The organism is Pseudomonas sp. St290 (genome assembly GCF_018325805.1).
In the GTDB taxonomy this organism is placed as follows: domain Bacteria; phylum Pseudomonadota; class Gammaproteobacteria; order Pseudomonadales; family Pseudomonadaceae; genus Aquipseudomonas; species Aquipseudomonas bijieensis.
Map to the genome: position 1 here is coordinate 392815 of NZ_AP014703.1, position 21730 is coordinate 414544.

General features: G+C 61.4%; 21 protein-coding genes. 8 read left to right on the forward strand and 13 right to left on the reverse strand.

Going from position 1 to position 21730, the window contains the following annotated elements; translation table 11 throughout:
* Window positions 1-7 precede the first annotated feature (7 nt).
* Together PBDP_RS01630 and PBDP_RS01635 are read left to right on the forward strand one after the other, a co-directional pair.
* Window positions 8-1255, forward strand: a complete 1248-nt coding sequence (locus PBDP_RS01630) for a colicin E3/pyocin S6 family cytotoxin (protein ID WP_212801733.1) — start codon at window positions 8-10, stop codon at window positions 1253-1255.
* 7 nt (window positions 1256-1262) lie between these two features.
* Window positions 1263-1517 carry a colicin E3-like toxin immunity protein gene (locus PBDP_RS01635; RefSeq protein ID WP_116833943.1) on the forward strand — a complete coding sequence of 85 codons (255 nt, stop codon included), beginning with the start codon at window positions 1263-1265 and terminating at the stop codon, window positions 1515-1517.
* 81 nt (window positions 1518-1598) lie between these two features.
* Here the strand turns inward: PBDP_RS01635 and PBDP_RS01640 are convergent, their stop codons facing one another.
* Window positions 1599-2663, reverse strand: coding sequence for a S8 family peptidase (locus PBDP_RS01640; protein WP_116833944.1), 1065 nt, complete (start codon window positions 2661-2663; stop codon window positions 1599-1601).
* Window positions 2664-2918: 255 nt separating this feature from the next.
* On the opposite strand from PBDP_RS01640, the gene PBDP_RS01645 reads away from it, so the two are divergent.
* The 3 genes from PBDP_RS01645 to PBDP_RS01655 all read left to right on the forward strand — a co-directional run bounded on the left by PBDP_RS01645 (window position 2919) and on the right by PBDP_RS01655 (window position 6646).
* Complete coding sequence (locus PBDP_RS01645) at window positions 2919-4847, forward strand: RecQ family ATP-dependent DNA helicase (RefSeq protein WP_212801734.1); 1929 nt, start codon at window positions 2919-2921, stop codon at window positions 4845-4847.
* A 107-nt stretch (window positions 4848-4954) separates the two neighbouring features.
* Complete coding sequence (locus tag PBDP_RS01650) at window positions 4955-6181, forward strand: 3-hydroxyacyl-CoA dehydrogenase (protein ID WP_212801735.1); 1227 nt, start codon at window positions 4955-4957, stop codon at window positions 6179-6181.
* Between the two features lie 45 nt (window positions 6182-6226).
* Window positions 6227-6646: an acyl-CoA thioesterase gene (locus PBDP_RS01655; RefSeq protein WP_109751931.1), complete on the forward strand. Its 420-nt coding sequence runs from the start codon at window positions 6227-6229 to the stop codon at window positions 6644-6646.
* 85 nt (window positions 6647-6731) lie between these two features.
* Here the strand turns inward: PBDP_RS01655 and PBDP_RS01660 are convergent, their stop codons facing one another.
* From PBDP_RS01660 to PBDP_RS01675, 4 genes are all read right to left on the reverse strand, one after another.
* Window positions 6732-7214 (reverse strand): glycine zipper domain-containing protein, encoded by a 483-nt coding sequence (locus tag PBDP_RS01660; protein WP_109751932.1) that lies wholly within the window; start codon window positions 7212-7214, stop codon window positions 6732-6734.
* A gap of 293 nt (window positions 7215-7507) precedes the next feature.
* The gene (locus tag PBDP_RS01665) at window positions 7508-9856 is read right to left on the reverse strand and encodes an FdhF/YdeP family oxidoreductase (RefSeq protein ID WP_116833947.1); all 2349 of its coding nucleotides are present in this window, start codon (window positions 9854-9856) and stop codon (window positions 7508-7510) included.
* Window positions 9853-10692 carry a formate dehydrogenase accessory sulfurtransferase FdhD gene (fdhD, locus tag PBDP_RS01670; RefSeq protein WP_109751934.1) on the reverse strand — a complete coding sequence of 280 codons (840 nt, stop codon included), beginning with the start codon at window positions 10690-10692 and terminating at the stop codon, window positions 9853-9855. Before fdhD ends, PBDP_RS01665 begins: the two co-directional genes overlap by 4 nt.
* Before the next feature lie 93 nt (window positions 10693-10785).
* Window positions 10786-11673, reverse strand: coding sequence for a LysR family transcriptional regulator (locus PBDP_RS01675; RefSeq protein ID WP_212801736.1), 888 nt, complete (start codon window positions 11671-11673; stop codon window positions 10786-10788).
* Between the two features lie 135 nt (window positions 11674-11808).
* On the opposite strand from PBDP_RS01675, the gene lysM reads away from it, so the two are divergent.
* Window positions 11809-12249, forward strand: coding sequence for a peptidoglycan-binding protein LysM (gene lysM, locus PBDP_RS01680; protein WP_109751936.1), 441 nt, complete (start codon window positions 11809-11811; stop codon window positions 12247-12249).
* A 107-nt stretch (window positions 12250-12356) separates the two neighbouring features.
* Here the strand turns inward: lysM and yrfG are convergent, their stop codons facing one another.
* The gene (yrfG, locus tag PBDP_RS01685) at window positions 12357-13019 is read right to left on the reverse strand and encodes a GMP/IMP nucleotidase (protein ID WP_109751938.1); all 663 of its coding nucleotides are present in this window, start codon (window positions 13017-13019) and stop codon (window positions 12357-12359) included.
* An 88-nt stretch (window positions 13020-13107) separates the two neighbouring features.
* Here yrfG and nudE point away from each other — a divergent pair, with 88 nt between their 5' ends.
* The gene (nudE, locus tag PBDP_RS01690) at window positions 13108-13674 is read left to right on the forward strand and encodes an ADP compounds hydrolase NudE (RefSeq protein ID WP_116833949.1); all 567 of its coding nucleotides are present in this window, start codon (window positions 13108-13110) and stop codon (window positions 13672-13674) included.
* Window positions 13671-14498 carry a 3'(2'),5'-bisphosphate nucleotidase CysQ gene (gene cysQ, locus PBDP_RS01695; RefSeq protein ID WP_109751940.1) on the forward strand — a complete coding sequence of 276 codons (828 nt, stop codon included), beginning with the start codon at window positions 13671-13673 and terminating at the stop codon, window positions 14496-14498. Before nudE ends, cysQ begins: the two co-directional genes overlap by 4 nt.
* A 90-nt stretch (window positions 14499-14588) precedes the next feature.
* Here the strand turns inward: cysQ and PBDP_RS01700 are convergent, their stop codons facing one another.
* From PBDP_RS01700 to rfbB, 7 genes are all read right to left on the reverse strand, one after another.
* Window positions 14589-15044 (reverse strand): YiiD C-terminal domain-containing protein, encoded by a 456-nt coding sequence (locus tag PBDP_RS01700; RefSeq protein WP_109751941.1) that lies wholly within the window; start codon window positions 15042-15044, stop codon window positions 14589-14591.
* A gap of 37 nt (window positions 15045-15081) precedes the next feature.
* Entirely contained in the window at window positions 15082-16473 is a 1392-nt protein-coding gene (locus tag PBDP_RS01705) for a sigma-54-dependent transcriptional regulator (RefSeq protein WP_212801737.1), read from the reverse strand.
* The gene (locus tag PBDP_RS01710) at window positions 16470-18278 is read right to left on the reverse strand and encodes a sensor histidine kinase (protein WP_109751943.1); all 1809 of its coding nucleotides are present in this window, start codon (window positions 18276-18278) and stop codon (window positions 16470-16472) included. The genes PBDP_RS01705 and PBDP_RS01710 overlap by 4 nt, the downstream gene beginning before the upstream one ends.
* Before the next feature lie 71 nt (window positions 18279-18349).
* On the reverse strand, window positions 18350-19231 hold the full coding sequence (gene rfbD, locus PBDP_RS01715) for a dTDP-4-dehydrorhamnose reductase (RefSeq protein ID WP_212801738.1): 882 nt from the start codon (window positions 19229-19231) through the stop codon (window positions 18350-18352).
* Window positions 19228-19773, reverse strand: coding sequence for a dTDP-4-dehydrorhamnose 3,5-epimerase (gene rfbC, locus PBDP_RS01720; RefSeq protein ID WP_109751945.1), 546 nt, complete (start codon window positions 19771-19773; stop codon window positions 19228-19230). The genes rfbD and rfbC overlap by 4 nt, the downstream gene beginning before the upstream one ends.
* On the reverse strand, window positions 19770-20645 hold the full coding sequence (gene rfbA / locus PBDP_RS01725) for a glucose-1-phosphate thymidylyltransferase RfbA (protein WP_109751946.1): 876 nt from the start codon (window positions 20643-20645) through the stop codon (window positions 19770-19772). Before rfbA ends, rfbC begins: the two co-directional genes overlap by 4 nt.
* Window positions 20642-21724: a dTDP-glucose 4,6-dehydratase gene (rfbB, locus tag PBDP_RS01730; protein ID WP_212801739.1), complete on the reverse strand. Its 1083-nt coding sequence runs from the start codon at window positions 21722-21724 to the stop codon at window positions 20642-20644. Before rfbB ends, rfbA begins: the two co-directional genes overlap by 4 nt.
* Window positions 21725-21730: the final 6 nt, after the last annotated feature.

Consider the following 21730-nt stretch of genomic DNA (forward strand, 5'->3'; position numbering starts at 1 on the left):
ACGAAGCATGACGAAAGGAAAGGGCAGTGTTCCGCAGGTCTGGGAGCATTACGGTGGCGATCGGGGCTACAGGATCCTGCGGGACATGACGCCCAGCGAACTGGCGAAAAGAGGCGCCGATCAGCAGGCCTATGAGGACATGCTCGCCAGGCAAGCGGCGTACATGAGCAAGCGTCTGGCCCAGGTGCGCGAAGAGCAACCCTTCGACATGAAGGGCTGCGTATTTGCAAAGTCCTGCAAGCTGCCTGATTCCGTTATCGACTACCACAACCCGACCGGTTACATCCCGACTGAAGCCCTGAGGGACTACGGCCAGTTTACCTTGTTGGGTGGACGTCAAGCCGATGAGTCAGGGCGCATTCAGCTTAAGAGCATCAGCGGGTCGTTACCGGCAAGCTTTGGCACGTTTGCCTTGGGTCGGACGCCGCCGGTTTCCCTTGGTATGGCGGCCGGGGCTGCTGGCGCGGTCACCGCTCCTGTGGCGGCGGGTGTGCTGATCGGCCTGGTGGGGTTGCTGATGCCCACGAACCTGGGTGACGGTTCGTTGTACACCGAAGAGCAACTGCGCTCCCTGGAGCAGGCACGTACGCGGGTGCGGTTGCATATCGAAACCCAGACCGATGGCACGCTCAAGGGGTACGGCTACAACACCCAGGCGCGACGTGACTGGGAAATGATTCCGGTGGTGACGTTCCAGGTTCGCGGCGAGCAGCAAGTGGCGGACTTTGGCGATGGGGTCGAGTTGATCTGGACGCCGGCGGTCGATGCATCCGCGACGTTGGGCATCCCGGCGCTGGAGGCCGCGCCACAGGCGCCGCACATCTGGATTTTTCCGCCAACGCCTGCGGCGGACAGCATCATCGTCAACCCGATCTATCCACCGGAGTACAAGGATTTCATTCTTGTGTTTCCGGCGGATTCTGGGGTTTCGCCGTTGTATGTTGTTTTCAACATTCGGCGCAAAGGCCTGCCCGAGGCGGGGCATGATTATCATAGGGCACCGAAGACAGAGGAAATTACTGGCTTTTCTGACTTAAAGATCGCCAAACAAAAGACGCCGCGCCAGGGCGGCGGTGGCTTTCGAGAGCGCTGGATCGATAAAAAAGGGAGAACTATTTACGAGTGGGATTTCATGCACGGCGAGCTAGAGGCATACCGTGCAAGCGATGGGAGCCATCTAGGTTCTTATGATCATTTAACGGGCGAGCAAATTGATCCCCCTAAACGAAATCGTAATATAAAAAAATATTTGTGAGGAGCGTATGGGATTAAAACTGAAGTTGAGTTGGTATGACAAAAAAACTGAGCTCGGAGAGGGGCGTGAGTACTCGAAAGATTTTGGCGACGACCCTTGGGTGCTTGATGCTCTTGGGGTTCCTGTAGAGGACAATATTAATGTGGGTGGTTTTAACGTAAATGATGAGTGGGCTGGGATACTACAGCCACATTTCGAACATGCTTTGGATTTGTCGATGTATGACTACCAAGTATCTTTTGATTATCGGGATGTCTGGTGACCACCAGACTCTCCTCTCTCAACGCAACGATGAATGCTCTCCCGTTGCTTCTGCAACTTCTTCCGACCACGTTGCAAAGACTCAGTCAACCATTGGCCCAGGAACGCGCCGCGAAGCCGCCTCAAGGTCCATCAGCCCTCTGCCATAGGCTTCGCTATTGGCGTAGATACCCGTGCGATTGGTTGTCGCCAGCAGGTGTTCGCGCACTTGTTGTGGGCCGAGTTGTGGATAAAGGCTTTGCAGGGCGGCCAGTGCGCCACTGACCAGGGCGGCGGCAGGGGAGGTGCCGGCGGTTTGCATGTAGCGCCCATCTTTGCCTACCGTCAGCAGACCTGCCTGTGCGCCCGCATCGCCACCGGGTACCGCGATGCACCAGGCTGCCGCGACGCCGCAATAGTTGGATTTTGCGTTAATGGCGCTGCCGTCGTTTTTCAACGCCACCACCGCGATCCAGCCTTTTTCCAGTTCCGGCAAGGCGACCGGCAGTCCTGGCTCGGCCAGGGGCTCGCGTTTGAGCTCGTTACCGGTGGGAAAGACAAACACGGCGCCGTCCGCGACCAGCTTTCGAGCAACGGCCAGGGCGTCGGGCATTACCTGGTTGTAGCGCGCTTCGTTTATTTCGGTGGCGGGAATCGCGTTGGCCCATGAGTTGTTGAACAGCCGGGCACCCTTGTCGAAGCCGCTTTGCCAGGATTGGGCAATTTCGCTGTCGAAGAAGAACGGCTCGTTGTCATCGCCAAAGCGAAAGGGGATCAGTCGGGCATTGAACGCGATGCCATGCATGCCCTGGTGGTCCTTGTTGGCGGCGAGTATGCCGGCCATTTGCGTACCATGGCCGACACGGTCAATCGTACCTGGACGGTTTTCGACGTAATCGAACCCGGGATCACTCAGCCTGCCTTCGAATTCCTCCAGGCTGGCGTCGAGCCCCGAGTCGATCAGCGCCACGGTTACGTCCTGGCCCGTGCCGCCGCGTGCATACAAGGCCGAAGCCTTGACCACCGCCAAGCCTCTCTGTGCGTGATATTCCGGAGTTTCAAACACGGCCGGTTCCACGCCAGGTTGCCCTGGAGTTGCCAGGCAACCGGACAGAAGGAAGGCTGACGTTATCGCCAGGGCGCATAGCGCGAGAAATGGGTAGGGCATCGTTCATTCCTTGAACAAGTTTTGCACACCAGGCCTCCTGGCCTCGATGTAACGCCTGAATTGGACGCGTACCTTAACCCGCAAACTGAATGGGAACGAGATAGCAGAGAGCCCGGGGTTGTATCGCTTTGTGGCAAAGCCAAAGAACGCCGAGGCTGTATCATCCAGTATCGTTTTTGACCCCGACCTTTTCTCGACTCGCTGCGTTGGCCCGCTAGGCTTTGGGCATCGCAGCAGTCAAAGGAGCGACCGCGCATGCACAGCACCCTGGAACAGGTTTTCGGTTATCCACAGTTTCGTCCCGGCCAGGAGGCGGCCATCGGTGCCGTGCTTGCCGGTCGGTCGGCGGCGGCCATTTTCCCTACGGGCTCGGGCAAGTCCCTGTGCTATCAATTGCCGGCCCTGTTATTGCCGCACCTGACCGTGGTGGTCTCGCCGTTGCTGGCGCTGATGCAGGACCAACTGGCGTTCCTCAAGCGCCACGGTATCGCGGCGGCGAGTATCGATTCGGCCCAGGGCCGTGACGAAACCAGCGACGCCATGGCGCGGGCCCGTTCGGGTGGGTTGAAGATCCTGATGATTTCCGTGGAACGCCTGAAGAACGAGCGTTTTCGCAATTTCCTGCAGCAGGTGCCGATCTCGTTGCTGGTGGTGGACGAGGCTCACTGTATTTCGGAATGGGGGCATAACTTTCGACCTGACTACCTCAAGCTTCCCGATTACCAGCATCAGTTCAACATTCCCCAGGTATTGCTACTGACGGCCACCGCTACACCCAAGGTCATCGCCGACATGCAGGCGAAATTCGCCATTGCCGCCACTGATGTGGTGACGACCGGTTTCTACCGACCAAACCTCAATCTGTTGGTCGAGCCCGTGCGGGGTGCCGACAAGCGCGCGCGGCTGGTGCAATGGCTGGGCGAGCGTGCCGGGCAACCGAGCATTGTCTACGTCACCTTGCAGCGAACCGCCGAACAGATTGCCGAGCATCTGGGCCGGCACGGTATCGAGGCCGAGGCCTATCACGCCGGTTTGCCCCATGAACAACGCGAAGCCATCCAGCAGCGCTTCATGGGCGGGCGATCCAATTGTATCGTCGCGACCATCGCGTTTGGCATGGGCATCGACAAGAGCGATATCCGCAACGTCGTGCATTTCGACCTGCCCAAGTCCATCGAAAACTACAGCCAGGAGATCGGCCGTGCCGGGCGGGATGGGCAGCCTTCCGATTGCCTGGTGCTGGCCAATCGCGACAGTCTCAACGTGCTGGAGAATTTTGTGTATGGCGATACGCCGGAGCTCGCCGGCATTCGTTGCGTGCTCGACGAACTGAAGGTCGCCGCCCCCGATGGGCAATGGGAATTTTTGCTGGGACCACTGGCGGACCAGAGCAACATCCGGCAACTGCCGCTCAAGACGTTGTTGGTCCAGCTGGAGCTACGCCGGCTGATCGCGCCGCGCTATGCCTATTTCGCCGAGTACCGCTTCAAGTTCCTGGTTGAGCCGCATGAACTGCTGGAGCGCTTCGAAGGCGAGCGAAGGGACTTCGTCTCGGCCATCATCCAGACTTCCAGTCGCGCCCGGACCTGGGCCACGGTGAATTTCGACGGGATGTACCAGCAGTATCACGCTGAGCGTAATCGCGTGGTCAAGGCGCTGGATTATTTCCAGGAAAAGGGCTGGATCGAGCTGGAAAGCAAACAGATGACCGAGGTGTACAGCGTGCTGGAAGCGGACTTGGATGCGCAGGTCTTGAGCGCCGAGCTACATGCCTATTTCACCCGGCACGAGCACAGTGAAATCGCGCGGATCCACGCCATGCTCGAATTGTTCGCCACCGACCATTGCTTGGGTTATCGCCTGGCGCAGTATTTCGGCGACGACAATGCGCCACGCCAGTGCGGTCACTGTTCTGTGTGCCATGGTCATGTCGCGCGCCTGCCAGAGCCGCCTGCGTTGCCGGCGCTTGTGGATAAAAACTTCGAGGCGCTGTGTGGTGACTTTATCCACAAGCATGAGCAGCACAGCGGCAGTGTGCCGTCTGCCGAACGCCTCACCCGCTTCCTGTGTGGGATCAGTGTGCCGTTGTTCACTCGCTTGAAGGCGCGGACGATCCGCGGATATGCCGCACTGCAAGAGTATCCGTACGCGCAGGTTCGCCAATGGACTCAAGCGCACCTGTGAGCTGCATCCATCCGCTGAATGCCCTTCATCACACGAATAAATTTCAAAAATATTCGGCGGCTGACTAAGGTGAAGGCTGTCTTCGGATCGCCAATAAGAGAGCAAACATGAGCCAGACACCTTTCGATATTCAGCGTGCGGCGGTGGTCGGTGCAGGTACCATGGGCCGGGGCATCGTGATGTGCCTGGCCAACGCTGGCGTGGCAGTGCAGTGGGTCGACAACAATCCGCAGATGCTCGAGCAGGCACTGGTCGCCGTGGCCGAGACCTATGCCCATGGCGTGCGCCAGGGCCGTATCGACCAGGGCGAGGCCGACGCGCGGATCGCCCGGGTGACACGGGCGGATGATTACGCGGCGATCCGCAATGTGGACCTGGTGATCGAAGCCGTCTACGAAAACCTGGAACTCAAGCAGACCATCTTTCGCGAGCTGGACGGCTTGCTCAAGCCCGAGGCTATCCTGGCGAGCAACACGTCGGCGCTGGACATCGATGCCATCGCCGCTGTCACTCGCCGGCCAACCCAGGTCCTGGGCCTGCATTTCTTCAGCCCGGCGCACATCATGAAGTTGCTGGAAATCGTTCGCGGCGAAAAAACCTCCATCGCGGTACTGGATGCGGCGCTGGTGCTGGGCAAGCGCATGGGCAAGGTCAGCGTCGTCTCGGGCAATTGCCATGGGTTCATCGGCAACCGAATGCTTCATCCTTATGTGCTGGAGGCGCGCAAGATGCTGCTGGAGGGGGCGTTTCCCCATCAGGTGGATGCTGCGTTGCAAGGCTTTGGCTTCGCCATGGGGCCGTTCCGTATGTACGACGTCGTTGGCATCGATCTGGAATGGCGTGCCCGTGAACTGGCGGGCAAGGGCCAGGACGCACCCGAGGTGCAGGTGGACAACCGGTTGTGCGAGCTGGGACGGTTCGGCCAGAAAAGCGGCAATGGGTACTATCACTACGAGCCGGGAAGTCGACAGGCCGAGCATGATGTCGAGGTTGATGCGCTGGTGCTACGGGTCAGTGACGCGCTGGGTTTCCAGCGTCGCGTGATCGGCCCGGAGGAAATCCTTGAGCGTTGCTTGCTGGCGTTGGTCAACGAAGGGGCGAAGATCCTCCAGGAAGGCATTGCCGAGTCAGCCCACGATATCGACCTGGTCTACCTCAATGGCTACGGCTTCCCTGTGGACAAGGGCGGACCGATGGCCTGGGCCGACGGGCAGGGGCTGGAGGATATCCACGCACGCCTGCTGGAGCTCGAAACGAAGCAGGGTGACCAATGGAAGCCCGCGCGCCTGATCGGCGAGCTGGCAGCGCAGGGCAAGGGTTTCGCGCAGGCCTGAGGCCATGTCACGTCAAGATCATTGAACAATCGTAAAGGACACCTGATGCCGCAACGCAACGAATACCCCCACTTGCAACCCATCACCACGCGCTGGCACGACAACGATGTGTACGGTCACGTCAATAACGTCACCTACTACAGCTTCTTCGATAGCGCAGTGAATACTTACCTGATCGAAGTCGGCGGCCTGGATATCCATGACGGAGAGGTAGTGGGGTTCGTGGTGAGTTCGGCCTGTGACTACTTTGCTTCGATCGCCTTTCCAGACCGGATTGAAATCGGCCTGCGGGTCGGGAAACTGGGCAGCAGTTCGGTGCAGTACGAACTGGCGGTGTTCAAGCTGGGCGAGGAGGAGGCCTGTGCGGCGGGGCGTTTTGTTCACGTATTCGTGGATCGGGCGTCGAATCGACCGGTGGCGATTCCGGATCGGCTACGTGGGGCTTTGGAACGGTTGGTGGTCTGAAACAAAAAATCGCAGCTTCCGGTCAGGCTCTTGGAAGAGTTGCCGAAGGCTGCGATCTTTTACCAACTGGGTTTAAAGCCAGCGGTCAGTCATCGTGATAGCGATGCTTATGCTTGTGCTTGCGATGCCCATAGGCATGGCCGCGACCCGGATGGCCGTCGCGATAGTAGCGACGATCACCACGGCGACCTTCATAACGATCATCGTCGTCGTCCTTGCCCATGTAGTTACCCAGCGCGCCACCGGCACCGCCGCCCGCTGCTGCACCGATCAGGCTGCCGGTGCTGCCGCCGACACTACGGCCAACCACGTTGCCGCCGGCTGCGCCCAGCGCGCCGCCGATGGCCGCTTCGCCGCGGCTATGTTTGTCTGCACCGACCGCACTGCCGCCCGCGCCGCCCAGCGCCGCGCCGATAGTGGAACCGGTGTTGCCGCCCAGGGACTGGCCGACGACCGAACCCAAAACCCCGCCCAATGCGCCGCCCACACCTGCTTCGGCAGTACCACCGGCAGAAGCGACGCCACTGGCCAGGCTAAGGGACAACAAGAGAATGGAGGAGAACTTCATAGAGGAGCCTCAAAGGGATGACGGCGCGATCCTGAGGCTCGCTTCGCTTGCTTACAATAGAAATCCGACGAGTAGCACGACTTGTGCACAATTCTCTAAGTTATTGTTTTTAGGTGGGAACTTAAGGCGAATTGGTCGGTCTGTAGCTACTTCGGACAGGCCGTTTTCTATGGAAAACGGCCTTTTTTGTGGGCGCTGGAAAGTACTTTGTGGCGAGGGGATTTATCCCCGTTGGGCGTGATGCGGGGATAAATCCCCTCGCCACAGGTCCGCATGATCCAAGCAGGGTCGTGTCAGGCCGACTTGGCCAGGATCAACCCATTCTCGCTCGCCGCTTCCAGGCGAATCGCGACGAATTTCGACGTTGGGGTGTGGCTGCCGTCGCCGGTGCTTTCCAGTGGCACCAGCGGGTTCACTTCCGGGTAATAGGCCGCAGCCTGCCCGGCAGGAATGTCGAACGCCAGCAGGGTAAAGCCCTTGACCCGACGCTCGCGGCCATCATCCCAGAGCGAGACGATGTCGGCTTTCTGTCCCGGCTTGAAGCCCAGGCGAATGATGTCCGCTTCGTTGGCGAACAATACGTCACGCTGGCCCTTTACGCCGCGATAGCGGTCATCCAGGCCATAGATGGTGGTGTTGTACTGATCGTGGGAGCGCATGGACTGCATGATCAGGTCGGGCAACTGGCCGGTGGCGCGGGTGCGTTCATGCACAAGGTCGGTCGGCAACAGGTTGGGCTTGAAGTTGGCGCGGCCCGACGGGGTGTTCCAGCGCCGCGAACCGGCGCTGTTGCCCAGATAGAATCCACCGGGGTTCTTCAGTTTTTCGTTGAAGTCCTTGAAGCCGGGCACAGTGTCGGCGATCAGGTCGCGGATGCGACTGTAGTCGGCCACCAGCCAGTTCCAGTCCACCGGGCGGCTGCCCAGCGTGGCGGCGGCGATGCCGGCGATGATCCACGGTTCGGAGCGCATCTGGCTCGACAGCGGCTGCAACTGGCCATTGGAGGCATGCACCATGCTGAAGGAGTCTTCCACGGTCACCGCTTGCGCGCCTTCAGCTTGCAGGTCGATGTCGGTGCGGCCCAGGCACGGCAGGATCAGCGCTTCCTTGCCGTGGGCCAGATGACTGCGATTGAGCTTGGTGCTGATCTGCACTGTCAGGTCGCAATTGGCCAAGGCCTGGAACGTTCGATGGCTGTCTGGCGTGGCTTGGGCGAAGTTGCCGCCCAGGGCGATGAACACCTTCGCCTGGCCGTCGGCCATGGCATGGATTGCCTCGACCACGTTATGACCGTTCTCGCGTGGCACCTTGAACTGGAAGCGTCGCTCCAGCGCATCGAGGAACACCGCTGGCGGGCGCTCGTTGATGCCCATGGTCCGGTCGCCCTGAACGTTGCTGTGGCCGCGTACCGGACACAGGCCTGCGCCTGGTCGGCCGATGTTGCCGCGCAGCATCATCACGTTGGCGATTTCCTGGATGGTCGCCACCGAATGGCGATGCTGGGTGATGCCCATCGCCCAGCACATGATCACGTTCTCGCTTTTGGCGTACATGCGCGCCGCTTGCTCGATTTCGATCAGGGGCAGCCCCGATTGCTCAACGATTTGCTCCCAGGAGGTGTCGTCGACAACGGCCAGGTAATCCAGCACGTTGGTGCTGTGTTCGTTAAGGAATGCGTGGTCGAACACCGCCGCAGCGCCGGTGTTCTGCGCCTCACGTTCCCATTGCAGCAGGAACTTCGCCATGCCGCGCAATATCGCCATGTCGCCGCCCAGTGCGGGGCGGAAGTACGCGGTGTTGGTGGGTTTATCGCCGTTGGTGAGCATCTCGAGCGGGTGCTGCGGGTGCTGGAAGCGCTCCAGGCCACGCTCCTTGAGCGGGTTGATGCACACCACCTGGGCACCGCGCTTGACCGCCTCGCGCAGCGGTTCGAGCATCCGGGGGTGATTGGTGCCGGGGTTCTGGCCCCAGACGAAAATCGCGTCGGCGTGCTCGAAGTCGTCGAAGGTTACCGTGCCCTTGCCCACGCCGACACTCTGGGCCAGCGCTACGCCGCTGGCCTCATGGCACATGTTCGAGCAGTCGGGGAAGTTGTTGGTGCCATAGGCCCGCACGAACAATTGATACAGGTAGGCCGCTTCGTTGCTGGCCCGGCCCGAAGTGTAGAACTCGGCCTGGTTAGGGCTGGAGAGCCCTTGCAGGTGCTTGCCGACCAGGGCGAACGCCGCTTCCCAACTGATGGGCTTGTAGCGGTCGGTTTCGGCGTCGTAACGCATTGGCTCGGTCAGGCGACCCTGGTACTCGAGCCAGTAGTCGCTCTGCTCCAGCAGCGAGGTCACGCTGTGCTTGGCGAAAAACGCACCATCGACGCGGCGCTTGGTGGCTTCCCAGTTCACCGCCTTGGCGCCGTTCTCGCAGAACTTGACCATGCCGCTTTCCGGTGAGTCGCCCCAGGCACAGCCTGGGCAGTCAAAACCGCCATTCTGGTTGGTCTTGAGCATCATGCGGATGTTTTTCAGCGCATTGTCGCTGGTCAACCAGGCCTGAGCGACACTGATCAGCGCACCCCAACCACCGGCGGGACCCTTATAGGGCTTGTAGCGCGGTACGGGTTTCTGGTCGGCTTGTTGATGATTGCTCACGCTTGTTTCTCCATCGCAGGGCTGTAGACCCGCGGCGCACTTTTTTGCGGCAGGTGGATGAGGTTGAGGTTGTGTTGGCGGGCCCACTGCACCGCGAGGCCCGTGGGCGACGACAGGCTGACCAGGGTCTGGATGCCGGCACGCAGTACTTTCTGGATCAATTCGAGGCTGCAACGGCTGGTGACGATCGCCACGCCACCTGACACCGGGATCCGTTGCCGGACCAATGCCCCAATCAGCTTGTCGAGGGCGTTGTGCCGGCCAATGTCTTCGCGGCCCAGCAGCAATTCGCCCTGGGCATTCATGAACAACGCGGCGTGGACCGCGCCGCAGTACTGGCCCAGGGGCTGGAACTGGCCGATACGGTCACGCAGGCCTTCGAGCCATTGCGCCGGCGGCAGCGGCGCGCCGGGCAGCACCTTGAGGTTTGGCAATGCCTGCTCCACCGCTTCCACGCCGCACAGCCCGCAGCCACTGGTGCCCGCCAACTGCCGGCGTTGCTGCTTGAGGTTCCAGAAGGCGCGGTTGGCGATGGTCACCTGGGCATGGTGCGCGGCACCCGCGCCACTCAGTTGCAGGTCATAGATGTCCGATGCGTCTTCGATGATGCCGCTGCCGAGGCTGAAGCCGACGATGAAGTCTTCAAGGTCGGTGGGGGTGACCAGCATGACCGCCTGGCTGATGCCGTTATAGGCAATCGCCAGCGCCACTTCCTCGGCCAGCGCGGTGCTGTCCGATTGGGAGCGGTCCAGAGTGCAGTAGCGATAGCTCTGGCTGGCGACCGGCGCGGATGTTTCCATCGCAGGCGCTGGACTGACCGGAGGCTTGTCGTTCATAGGCATCACTGAGAGTAGGAATAGTGTTAAGACTAAATGCGGCAATCTGCCACGTCTAATCGCTATTACTGATCTCTCAATAGATGACGTCGATCAAGAAGTCGTTACTGATTTCTGATAGAGGGCAAAACACGCTTCGGCCAAGGCCGAGCGTGGGGCGGCGCGGCGCATGATCAGACCCAGCGGGACCAACGTCTGCGCGCTTTCGATGGGCTGGATGCGCAAGTCTTCGGTCAGGACGTTCAGGCCGCTGTCCAAGGGCATCACCGCACAACACAACCCGCCGTGCACAGCTTGTAACAATTGATGCACCGCGTCGGTTTGCAACAGCGGTTGTGGCATGAGGCCCCGGCTGTGGAAGTTATGGTCGATGGATTGGCGAAAATGCATGCCGCTGGTGAGCATGCCCAGGGGGAGTTCGATCAGCGCTTCCCAGCTAAGCGGTTGTTCGCCGAAAAAGAAAAAGCGCTGGTCATAGAGCAGGCCCATGCGGGTGTGGCTGAAGGGCAGGGCCTCGAAGCGTTCGTTGTCCAGGCGTTCCAGGTAGGAAATACCCAGGTCGATACGGTTGTTCGCCAGCTGTTCAAGGATGCGTTCGGAGCTCAGGGACGACAATTCGAAACGCAGGTTGGGGTGCTCGGCGTGCAAGCGCTGCATCATTGCCAGCGGGTCGAAGTCCGACAACGGCACCACGCCCAGGCGCAGCGTACCCACCAGGTTGCCACGGCAGGCCGCCGCTTCGGCCTGCAGCCCGTCATAGGCTGCCAGTACCGTGCGCGCCCAGGCCAGCACCCGTTCTCCCGGCGCGGTAAAGCCTTCAAAGCGTTGGCCGCGGTTGACCAGCGGCAGGTCGAGTTCCTCTTCAAGGCTGCGCAGGCGCATCGACAGGGTCGGCTGGGTGATGTGGCAGCGAGCGGCGGCCTGGCCGAAATGGCGGGTTTCGTCCAGCGCAATAAGAAATTTCAGCTGCTTGATGTCCATCTTCGCTCCAAGGCGCAGGAAGAGTCGGATTCTAGCGCTTGTGGGGGGTGGGGTCATTGGTCGGCTGGGAACCGGGTTCGGCTCGCCTGGTCTAGTCTTTGGCGTCTGGACACTTAAACCCAAGGAGCGTGTGCCATGAGTATCTTTAGCTTCGTGAAAGAAGCAGGTGAAAAGCTGATCGATCTGCTGACCCCTGGCAATGCCAATGCCAGCGAACAACTGAAACAGCACATTGAAAAGGTCGGCCTGGGCAATCCGAACGTTCAGGCGACGATCGAGGGCGACAAGGTCATCGTCACCGGTGAAGTCGCGAGCCAGGAAGAGAAAGAAAAGATCCTGCTAGCGGTGGGCAACATCGCCGGTGTCGGCAGTGTTGACGACCAGATCACGGTGACCGGTCCGGTGGCAAAAGCCGCGCGTTTCGTGACCGTGAAGAAGGGCGACACACTCAGTGCCATCTCCAAGGCCGAGTACGGCGACGCGAACAAGTACAACAAGATCTTCGAGGCCAACAAGCCGATGCTGTCGCACCCGGACAGGATCTATCCGGGGCAGGTGTTGCGTATCCCTGAATAACCGGGCCCCTGTGGCGAGGGAGCTTGCTCCCGCTGGGTTGCGAAGCGACCCCAATGCGTCTGCTGCGCAGCCGAGCGGGAGCAAGCTCCCTCGCCACACTGGTCCTGTCAGAGGCCGGCGATCAAATCCCGGTAATCCCCCAGCGCTTCGAACTCCCCCGTATCCTTCGGCCCCTTGCGGCTATCCGGCTCGCTGACGGCCAGCAAGTGCGCCACGCCGAAGTCCCGGGCGCTGCGCAATACTGGCAGGGTATCGTCGATGAACAGGCTGCGGGCCGGGTCGAAATTCAGGTCGGCTTGCAGCGCGTCCCAGAATTGCGGGTTTTCCTTGGGGAAGCCGTAGTCGTGGGAACTGATCAAGCGCTCGAAGTAGGGAGCCAGTTCGATGCGCTCCAGCTTCAGGGACAACGAATCGCGGTGGGCGTTGGTGATCATCACCACGCGCTTGCCGGCGCGCTGGATCGCCGCCAGGAAGGTATCGGCGTCCGGGCGCAAGGCAATCAGGTGCGCGGTTTCCAACTTCAGTTCGCGCACCGGCAGTTTCAGTTCGCTGCTCCAGAAGTCCAGGCAATACCATTGCAACTGGCCGGCATTGCGCTCGAACAATGGCTGCAGCTCCATCTCGGCCATCGCCCGGCTCACGCCATGCAACTCGGCGTAGCGCTGGGGCAGGTGTTCGAGCCAGAAATGGTTGTCGTAATGCAGGTCCAGCAGGGTGCCGTCCATGTCCAGCAGAACCGTATCGATCTCATGCCAGGGCAGCAAAGCCATAAAACTTCTCCAGCGGTAATCGGATATCCGACACAAACAATCAGAATAGGCCGGGTATAGTAGCCCGCTATCGCCCAGGGAGCCGTTTATGCGCCAGAAACCCACCATACTCGATCGCCGGATCGTCGCCACCAGCCGCCTGTTTTGCGTGGAGGAACTGAAATTGCGGTTTTCCAACGGTGTGGAGCGCACCTATGAACGTCTGGCGAGCAAGGGCGCGGGTTACGGCGCGGTGATGATCGTGGCGATGCTCGACGCCGACCACGCGGTGTTGGTGGAGGAGTATTGCGGGGGGACCGACGCCTATGAACTGTCCCTGCCCAAGGGCTTGATCGAGCCGGGTGAAGACGTATTGGCGGCGGCTGAGCGGGAACTCAAGGAAGAGGCCGGTTTCGGTGCGCGACAGTTGGAACACCTGACCGAGTTGTCGCTGTCTCCTGGTTACATGAGCCAGAAAATCCAGGTGGTGTTGGCAACTGACCTGTATGAAGAGCGGCTGGAGGGCGATGAGCCCGAGCCGATGCGTGTGGACAAGGTCAACCTGCATGAACTGTCGGCCCTGGCACAGAACCCGCAGTTCACGGAGGGCCGGGCCTTGGCGGCTTTGTACCTGGCCCGTGACCTGCTGGCCCAGCGTGGAGTGTTCCTGTCATGACTTACCCTCATCCGTTGATGGCGCCTGTGGTCGAGCTGGCACTCAAGGCCGGTGAGGCGATCCTGCCGTTCTGGCGCGCCAACGTGCAGGTCAACCACAAGGCCGATGAGTCGCCGGTGACCGCCGCAGACATGGCCGCTCATGATGTGATCGTGGCCGGGTTGTTGGCGCTGTCCCCGGATATTCCGATCCTCTCCGAAGAAGACGCCGATATTGCCCAAAGCGTGCGTGCCAGCTGGCAACGCTGGTGGCTGGTGGACCCGCTGGATGGAACCAAGGAATTCATTTCCGGCAGCGAGGAGTTCACCGTCAACATTGCGTTGGTGGAACAGGGGCGCGTGGTGTTCGGCGTGGTGTCGATGCCCACCAATGGGCGCTTTTACGTTGGCGGCGCAGGGCTGGGTGCATGGCGTGGCGATCGTGGCGGCGAGCCTTCGCCTATCGCGGTGCGTAATGTCCTGGCGCCGGGCGAGGCTTTCACTGTGGTCGCCAGTCGGCGACACACCAGCCCCGAGCAGGAGCGCCTGTTGGATGGCTTGAGTGGGAGCCTGGGTGAATTGCAACTGACCAGCATCGGCAGCTCATTGAAGTTCTGCCTGGTGGCCGAAGGCGCGGCGGATTGCTATCCACGGCTGGCGCCGACGTCCCAGTGGGACACTGCCGCGGCCCAGGGGGTATTGGAAGGAGCGGGTGGCGAGGTGTTGGACTTGAACGGCGAACCGTTCTGTTACCCACCGCGTGAGTCGCTGCTGAATGCGTCGTTCCTGGCATTGCCGGCGAAAGCGGCGTGGCGTGGGAAGTTGTTGGAGCTTGCTCGCTCCTGAGCCCGGCTCAATCCCTTGTGGCAGAGAGGATTGTGGGAGTAAAGCTTGCTCCCACACAGAAGTGCCACGCCACAGGGTCATGCGCCTGTTTCAGCGGTGCAACACGTACTGCCCCTCAAACTGCACCGCCACGTCCTCGCTGCCGCTGTTCATCACCTGCGTCTGCAAGGCCAGTCGCGCCCGTCCGTAACGCCGGTAGGTGGCGAGGAAGCGTTTCCAGAGCTTTTCCTCAGGCGCTTCGCAGACCACGGTCGCGTCGCGGGTCACTGGCAGTGGATAGCTGATCTGCCCTTCCTGGATCACGATATGCCCGTCTTCGATGCCTTCCTCGCGCAAGGCCAGGTGCAACCAACCCCAGCCGCCCAGCACCGCGCCGCAATACAGGCTGCCACCGAACATGGTGCTCTTGTGGTTGACGTTGGCCGCCAGCGGCAAGGACAGGCGCAGTTGCCGGGCCTGCCAATCAAGCACCTTGAGGCCCATGTCCCGGGTCAAGGGGATGTCGTGGTGCAGGATCGATTCCAGGTAACGGCTGTCGCGGTTCATTGCGGGGCCTCTTGCTTGAAAGGATGACGAGGAAAATTCAATCGGATTCATCGGGCGAGCCGTGGCTGCTGTCGCCAAAGGTCAGGCCGTGTTTGCGCAACTTGTCGTGCAGGGTCTTGCGTGGGATGCCGAGGGCTTCGGCCAGGCTGCGCACCGAGCTGTGGGGGCGGGCCAGTTCGGCGGCGATGAGGGTTTTCTCGAAATTTTCCACCTGCTCGCTCAGGCCGCCGCTGACCACCTCCACCGGTGCGCCGGGGCTGCCGTCCGGCGCGTTGTTGTCCAAGGCCAGTTCCAGACCCAGGGCAAAGCGCTCGGCGGCGTTTTGCAGTTCGCGCACATTGCCCGGCCAGCTGTGGCGCAACAGCAGTGCCCGTTGCGCCGGCAGCAATTCGTGGGGCGGCAGGCCATGGCGAGCACTGGCTTCGTCGGCGAAGTGCTGGAACAGCATCAGCGCATCCTCCCCTCGTTCGCGCAACGGCGGTATGCGTAGCGGCGCGACGTTCAGGCGGTAATACAGGTCGGCGCGAAAACGCCCCTGATCGGCGGCCTGGCGCAGGTCTTCCTTGGTCGCGGCGATGACGCGGATATCCAGCGGGATCTGTTGATTACCCCCCAGTCGCTCCACCATGCGTTCTTGCAGCAGACGCAGCAACTTGACCTGGACATCCAGGCTCATGCTTTCGATTTCATCGAGAAACAGCGTGCCACCGTTGGCGAACTCGAACTTGCCGATACGGCGTTTCTGCGCGCCGGTAAAGGCGCCGGGTTCGTGGCCGAACAGCTCGCTTTCCACCACCGACTCGGCCAGGGCTCCGGCGTTGATCGCGACGAAGGGGCCGTTGCGGCGGGATGAAAGGTCGTGCAACGCACGGGCGACCACTTCCTTGCCGGCGCCGGTTTCACCGAGGATCAGCACGTCGGCGCGGGTGGCGGCCAGTGCGCCGATCTGCTCGCGCAGGCGCAGCATCGGTGTCGACTGGCCGACCAGGCGAGCGCTGAGTTCATGGCGATCGCTCAGGGCCAGGCGCAGGCTGCGGTTGTCCAGCACCAATCGGCGCAGGGCCAGGGCCCGGCGAACGCTGTCGAGCAGATGATCGCTGGCGAACGGTTTTTCCAAAAAGTCATAGGCCCCGGCGCGCATCGCCTGTACTGCCAGTGGTACGTCACCGTGGCCGGTGATCAGCAGCACCGGCAGCTCAGGATCCTGGGCATGGAGTTCGTGCAGTAGTTCGAGGCCGTCCATGCCCGGCATGCGAATATCACTGACTACCACACCCGGCCAGTCACGGGGCAGTTGCCCGGCCACGCCCTTGGCTTCGGCCAGGGGCAGGATTTTCAGGCCGGCCAGGTCGAGGGTCTGGCTCAAGGCCTGACGCAAATGGGGATCGTCGTCGATCAGCACCACCTCAATCCGGTTATCGATGGTCATACACTTCGGTCCTCGGACGGTTGCAGGCTCACCCCGGGGGCGCCGGCGCGCAGTTTCAGGGTAATCAGGGCGCCGCCTTCCTTGTGATTGGCGAACGACAGTTCGCCGCCGAAGGCGCGCATCAGGGTGTCGCAGATCGCCAACCCCAGGCCAAGGCCCTGGGTGCGGGTCTTGGTGGTATAGAAGGGTTCGCCGGCGCGACCCAGGGCTTCCATGCAAAACCCTGGGCCGTTATCGCGGATGTACAGGTTGACGCCGGTTTCGGTGGCTTGGGCGCTGAGCCAGAGTTTGCGTGGCGGGCCTTTTTCGGTAAGCGCATCGAGGGCGTTGGCCAGCAGATTGCCGAGTACCTGGCGCAGGCGGGTTTCGCCGGCTTCGACCCACAGCGTGGCGGCCGGCAGGTCACGGATCAGTTCCACTTCCATGCTGCGCCGGCGTTTGGCGAGCAGTGCCAGGGCATCGTCCAGCGCCGGTTGCAGGGCGACGCTTTCCGGGGCATGGCGGTCGCGGCGGGCAAAGGCGCGCAGGTGGGCGATGATCGAGGCCATGCGCCCGGTCAGTTCGCTGATCAGCTTGAGGTTGCCCCGGGCGTCTTCGGTGCGTTGGTGGTCGAGCAGAATCTCGGCGTTTTCCGCGTAGCTGCGAATCGCTGCCAGCGGTTGATTGAGTTCGTGGCTGATGCTCGCCGACATGGTGCCCAGGGCCGACAGCTTGCCGGCTTGCACCAGGTCATCCTGGGCACGGACCAATTCCTGCTGGGCCTGCTCGCGCTCCAGTACTTCCTGCTTCAATCGCCGGTTCAGTCCTTCCAGGTCACTGGTACGCTCGGCCACCCGGCCCTCCAGTTCGTGGCGGGCCTTGGCTTCGAAGGCGATCCGATCCAGATAATGGCGCCTGCGCTGCATCATCAACCCGAGCAACAACATCAAGACCAGCAACGCCGCGCCTCCGATGGCGACTACGGTGCGCACCGGCCGATCGATCAGCGTGCGCGGGGCGAGAATGCTTACGCTCCAGCCGGTTTCCTCGATGGATTGGGTCTGGGGCAGCCAGGCATTGGCGTCCAGGTTCAGCGGCTTGGGATCGCGGGTCGGATAAGGTTGTACCGCGCTGATGGCCTTGCGCTCGTCGTCATTGAGGGGCCGGGTCGCGCGAAATCGCCATTCCTGTCGCGACGTGAGGATGACCACGCCGTTGTGATCGGTCACCAGCAATTGTTCGGGGGTCTTGCCCCATAGGCTTTCGGTGTGATCCAGGTCGACCTTGACCACTAGCACACCGATGACTTTTTCGCGCTCGCGCACGGCAGCGGCAAAGAAGTAACCGCGTTTGCCCGAGGTGGTGCCCAAACCGAAGAAGCGGCCCAGGCGCCCGGCCATGGCTTCGATGAAGTATGGCCGGAAGGAGAAATTGCGTCCGACGAAACTGTCGTGTTTGTCCCAGTTCGATGCGGCCAGGGTCTTGCCGGAAGGGTCCATCAGGTACATGACTTCGGCACCGGTCTGGACGCTGATGTTTTTCAGCAGCTGGTTGGCATTGCCTTGGGTCACGCCATCGTCCGGTGCCGACAAGGCGGCGCGCAAGGCCGGCAGGTCGCCGAGAATCTGTGGCAGCATCTCATAACGGTGCAGGGTGCCCAACAGGTTGGCGACATAGAGGTCCAGGGTCTGGCGGTTCTGCCCGGCCAGTTCGCTGCGGTAATAACGTTCGGCCAAGTGCTCCAATGGCCACAGCAGCGGCGCCAGGCACATCGCGAGCAAGGCCAGGCTGCGCCAACGGGGTCTGCGGGGAAGGGTGGAATTCATGAGCATCGGGCGCCTGTGGTGACAGGCGTATTATGCCTAGTTGCCTCGCAAATACTATTTGTAAGGCAGCACTAGGCTTGTCCGGCAAGGCACCGTTGCAACGCGCTTCGCCAGTCCGGCTGGCTCACTCCCCATTCCCTGAACAGTCGCGTGCAATCCAGCCGCGAGTTCAGTGGCCGAGGGGCTGGAGTCGGATAGGCGCTCGACGCAATGGGCTCAAGCAGTGCGCACGGTTTGTGTCGTTCGAGCAGGTTTTCGCCGATGGCCTGGGCGAAACCGAACCAGGACGTCTCGCCCTGGGCTGTCAGGTGGTAGGTGCCCCACGCGCCGGGTCGGCCGGCTTGCCAGCGCTCGATCAGTTGGGCGGTGCTGTCGGCGATGGTGCCCGCCCAGGTCGGTGCGCCAATCTGATCGGCCACCACCCGCAGCTGCGGTTTTTCCTGCAACAGGCGCTGCATGGTCAACAGGAAATTGCGGCCTTCGGTGGAGTACACCCAACTGGTGCGCAGAATCAGGTGCAGGCCGCCGGCCTGGCGGATGGCATTTTCGCCGGCCAGTTTGCTGCATCCGTAGACACTCAGCGGATTGGGCGTGTCGTCCTCGGTGTAGGGGGCGGGCTTGAGACCATCGAAGACGTAGTCGGTGGAGTAATGAATCAACGGGATGCCCAGCCCGACCGCCGCCTGGGCCAGGATACCCGGGGCCATGGCATTGATGGCGAACGCCCGTTCCGGTTCGCTCTCGGCCTGATCGACGGCCGTGTGGGCGGCGGCGTTGATGATCAGGCCGGGCCGCAGGGCCTCGATGGGCGTACGCAGGGAATCCGGTTGCGCCAGATCGAACTGGTCGCTGCCGCGTACGAGCAACTCGCCCATGCCGGACAGGCGCGATTGCAGTGCCCGGGAAACCTGGCCATGCTGGCCGATGATCAAGATGCGCAAGGAAGCACTCATGGAAACAGGTCTGCCTCGTGCAAGGTCTTGCCGTTCTGGTCCTTGGCCGAGAGGACCGGTGCACCTTCGAGCTCCCAGTCGATGGCCAGTTGCGGGTCGTCCCAGCGAATGCAACGTTCGGCGGAGGGCGCGTAGTAATCAGTGGTCTTGTAGAGGAAGTCCGCCGACTCGCTCAGCACGACGAAGCCGTGGGCGAACCCTGGCGGGACCCACATCTGCCGATGGTTCTGTGCCGACAGGCGTACGCTGACCCACTGACCGAAGGTCGGCGAGCTGCGGCGAATGTCCACCGCGATATCCAACACCTCCCCGGCAGTGACGCGCACGAGTTTTCCCTGGGCCTGTTCGATCTGGTAGTGCAGGCCCCGCAGCACGCCCCGGGTGGAGCGTGAATGGTTGTCCTGGACGAATTGCAGGGTAGAGCCAGTCGCCTCGGCAAACGCCCGGGCGTTGAAGCTTTCGTAGAAAAAACCCCGATCGTCACCGAAGACTTTCGGCTCGATGATCAGGACATCCGGCAAACGGGTAGCGATGACGTTCAACGTGTTTCTCCTGCGATCTTGAACAGGTACTGGCCGTAGCCGGTCTTGCCAAAATACTGGGCGCGCTCAAGGATGTGCTCGCGGCTGACCCAACCTTGCTGGTAGGCAATTTCTTCCAGGCACGCCACTTTCAGGCCTTGGCGATGTTCGATGGTTTGCACGTACTGCGAGGCTTCCAGCAGGCTGTCGTGGGTGCCGGTATCCAGCCAGGCGAAGCCACGGCCGAAGCGCTCGACATGCAGGTCGCCGCGTTGCAGGTAGGCATTGTTGACGTCGGTGATTTCCAGTTCGCCGCGTTTGGATGGCTTGATGGCCTTGGCGATCTCGATCACGTCGTTGTCGTAGAAATACAGGCCGGTCACCGCGTAGCTGGATTTAGGCGCGGTGGGTTTTTCCTCGATGGACATCGCCCGCCCTTGCGAGTCGAAGTCGATCACGCCAAAACGCTCAGGGTCCTTGACCCAGTAGCCGAACACCGTCGCGCCACTTGGCCGGTTGATGGCCGTCTGCAATTGCTCGCCGAAATACTGACCGTGGAAAATGTTGTCGCCCAGGATCAGGCACACCGAGTCGCCGCCAATGAACTGCTCGCCAATCAGGAATGCCTGGGCCAAGCCATCGGGCGACGGCTGCTCGGCATAGCTGAATTGCACGCCAAACTGATGGCCGTCACCCAACAGGTTGCGGTATTGCGGCAGATCCTGAGGGGTGGAAATGATCAGGATGTCCTTGATGCCCGCGAGCATCAACACCGAGATCGGGTAATAGATCATCGGCTTGTCATAAATCGGCAGTAGCTGTTTGGAAACCCCGAGGGTAATCGGGTGCAAGCGTGTGCCGGAACCGCCGGCCAGAACAATGCCTTTCATCATGCAATTGCATCCTTGTTGTCGAGCGAGCCCAGGCGCTCGCCCTGATAGCTGCCGTCCTGGACACGCTGGCACCACAGCAGGTTTTCGAGGTACCACTGCACGGTCTTGCGCAGACCGGTCTCGAAGGTTTCCCGAGGTGTCCAGCCCAGTTCCCGTTCGATCTTGCTCGCGTCGATGGCGTAGCGCAGGTCGTGGCCGGGGCGATCCTGGACGAAGCTGATCAGGTCGGCGTAGTGCTCGACGCCTTCGGGTTTGCGTGGCGCCAGTTCTTCGAGCAGCGCGCAGATGCTGCGTACCACGTCGATGTTTTTCTGCTCGTTGTGCCCACCAATGTTGTACGTCTCGCCGACCGCGCCTTGGGTGACGACCTTGAGCAGCGCGCGGGCATGGTCTTCGACGAACAGCCAGTCGCGTACTTGCTGGCCGTTGCCGTAGACCGGCAACGGCTTACCGGCCAGTGCGTTGAGAATTACCAGTGGGATCAGCTTCTCGGGGAAGTGAAACGGACCATAGTTGTTCGAACAGTTGGTCAGCAGCACGGGCAAGCCGTAGGTACGTTGCCAGGCGCGGACCAGGTGGTCGGACGCCGCCTTGCTCGCCGAATACGGTGAGCTGGGGGCATAGGCGGTGGTTTCGGTAAACAGGTCATCCACACCGTGCAAGTCGCCATACACTTCGTCGGTGGAGATGTGGTGGAAGCGAAACGCGCGCTTCTGCGGCTCGGCCAGGGCCTGCCAATAAGCGCGAGTGGCTTCCAGCAGGCTGTAGGTGCCCACGATATTGGTCTGGATGAAGTCCGCCGGGCCATCGATGGAGCGGTCTACATGGGACTCGGCCGCCAGGTGCATGATGGCGTCAGGCTTGAATCGCGCGAGCACCGCACTGACAGTCGCTTGATCGACAATGTCGGCCTGGACGAATTCGTAACGGCTGTCGTGATCGATGCTGCTCAGCGATTCGAGATTGCCAGCGTAGGTCAGCTTGTCGAAGTTCAGGACCTGGTGCTCGGTATCGAGAATCAAGTGCCGTATGAGCGCCGAGCCGATGAAGCCAGCACCGCCAGTGATGAAAATGCGCATCCGGTT

Excerpts from the sequence above, each read along its gene's own strand:
- PBDP_RS01630 (WP_212801733.1), top strand. The coding sequence starts at position 8 with ATGACGAAAGGAAAGGGCAGTGTTCCGCAGGTCTGGGAGCATTACGGT.
- PBDP_RS01635 (WP_116833943.1), top strand. The coding sequence starts at position 1,263 with ATGGGATTAAAACTGAAGTTGAGTTGGTATGACAAAAAAACTGAGCTC.
- PBDP_RS01640 (WP_116833944.1), bottom strand. The coding sequence starts at position 2,663 with ATGCCCTACCCATTTCTCGCGCTATGCGCCCTGGCGATAACGTCAGCC.
- PBDP_RS01645 (WP_212801734.1), top strand. The coding sequence starts at position 2,919 with ATGCACAGCACCCTGGAACAGGTTTTCGGTTATCCACAGTTTCGTCCC.
- PBDP_RS01650 (WP_212801735.1), top strand. The coding sequence starts at position 4,955 with ATGAGCCAGACACCTTTCGATATTCAGCGTGCGGCGGTGGTCGGTGCA.
- PBDP_RS01655 (WP_109751931.1), top strand. The coding sequence starts at position 6,227 with ATGCCGCAACGCAACGAATACCCCCACTTGCAACCCATCACCACGCGC.
- PBDP_RS01660 (WP_109751932.1), bottom strand. The coding sequence starts at position 7,214 with ATGAAGTTCTCCTCCATTCTCTTGTTGTCCCTTAGCCTGGCCAGTGGC.
- fdhD (WP_109751934.1), bottom strand. The coding sequence starts at position 10,692 with ATGAACGACAAGCCTCCGGTCAGTCCAGCGCCTGCGATGGAAACATCC.
- PBDP_RS01675 (WP_212801736.1), bottom strand. The coding sequence starts at position 11,673 with ATGGACATCAAGCAGCTGAAATTTCTTATTGCGCTGGACGAAACCCGC.
- lysM (WP_109751936.1), top strand. The coding sequence starts at position 11,809 with ATGAGTATCTTTAGCTTCGTGAAAGAAGCAGGTGAAAAGCTGATCGAT.
- yrfG (WP_109751938.1), bottom strand. The coding sequence starts at position 13,019 with ATGGCTTTGCTGCCCTGGCATGAGATCGATACGGTTCTGCTGGACATG.
- nudE (WP_116833949.1), top strand. The coding sequence starts at position 13,108 with ATGCGCCAGAAACCCACCATACTCGATCGCCGGATCGTCGCCACCAGC.
- cysQ (WP_109751940.1), top strand. The coding sequence starts at position 13,671 with ATGACTTACCCTCATCCGTTGATGGCGCCTGTGGTCGAGCTGGCACTC.
- PBDP_RS01700 (WP_109751941.1), bottom strand. The coding sequence starts at position 15,044 with ATGAACCGCGACAGCCGTTACCTGGAATCGATCCTGCACCACGACATC.
- PBDP_RS01705 (WP_212801737.1), bottom strand. The coding sequence starts at position 16,473 with ATGACCATCGATAACCGGATTGAGGTGGTGCTGATCGACGACGATCCC.
- PBDP_RS01710 (WP_109751943.1), bottom strand. The coding sequence starts at position 18,278 with ATGAATTCCACCCTTCCCCGCAGACCCCGTTGGCGCAGCCTGGCCTTG.
- rfbD (WP_212801738.1), bottom strand. The coding sequence starts at position 19,231 with ATGAGTGCTTCCTTGCGCATCTTGATCATCGGCCAGCATGGCCAGGTT.
- rfbA (WP_109751946.1), bottom strand. The coding sequence starts at position 20,645 with ATGATGAAAGGCATTGTTCTGGCCGGCGGTTCCGGCACACGCTTGCAC.
- rfbB (WP_212801739.1), bottom strand. The coding sequence starts at position 21,724 with ATGCGCATTTTCATCACTGGCGGTGCTGGCTTCATCGGCTCGGCGCTC.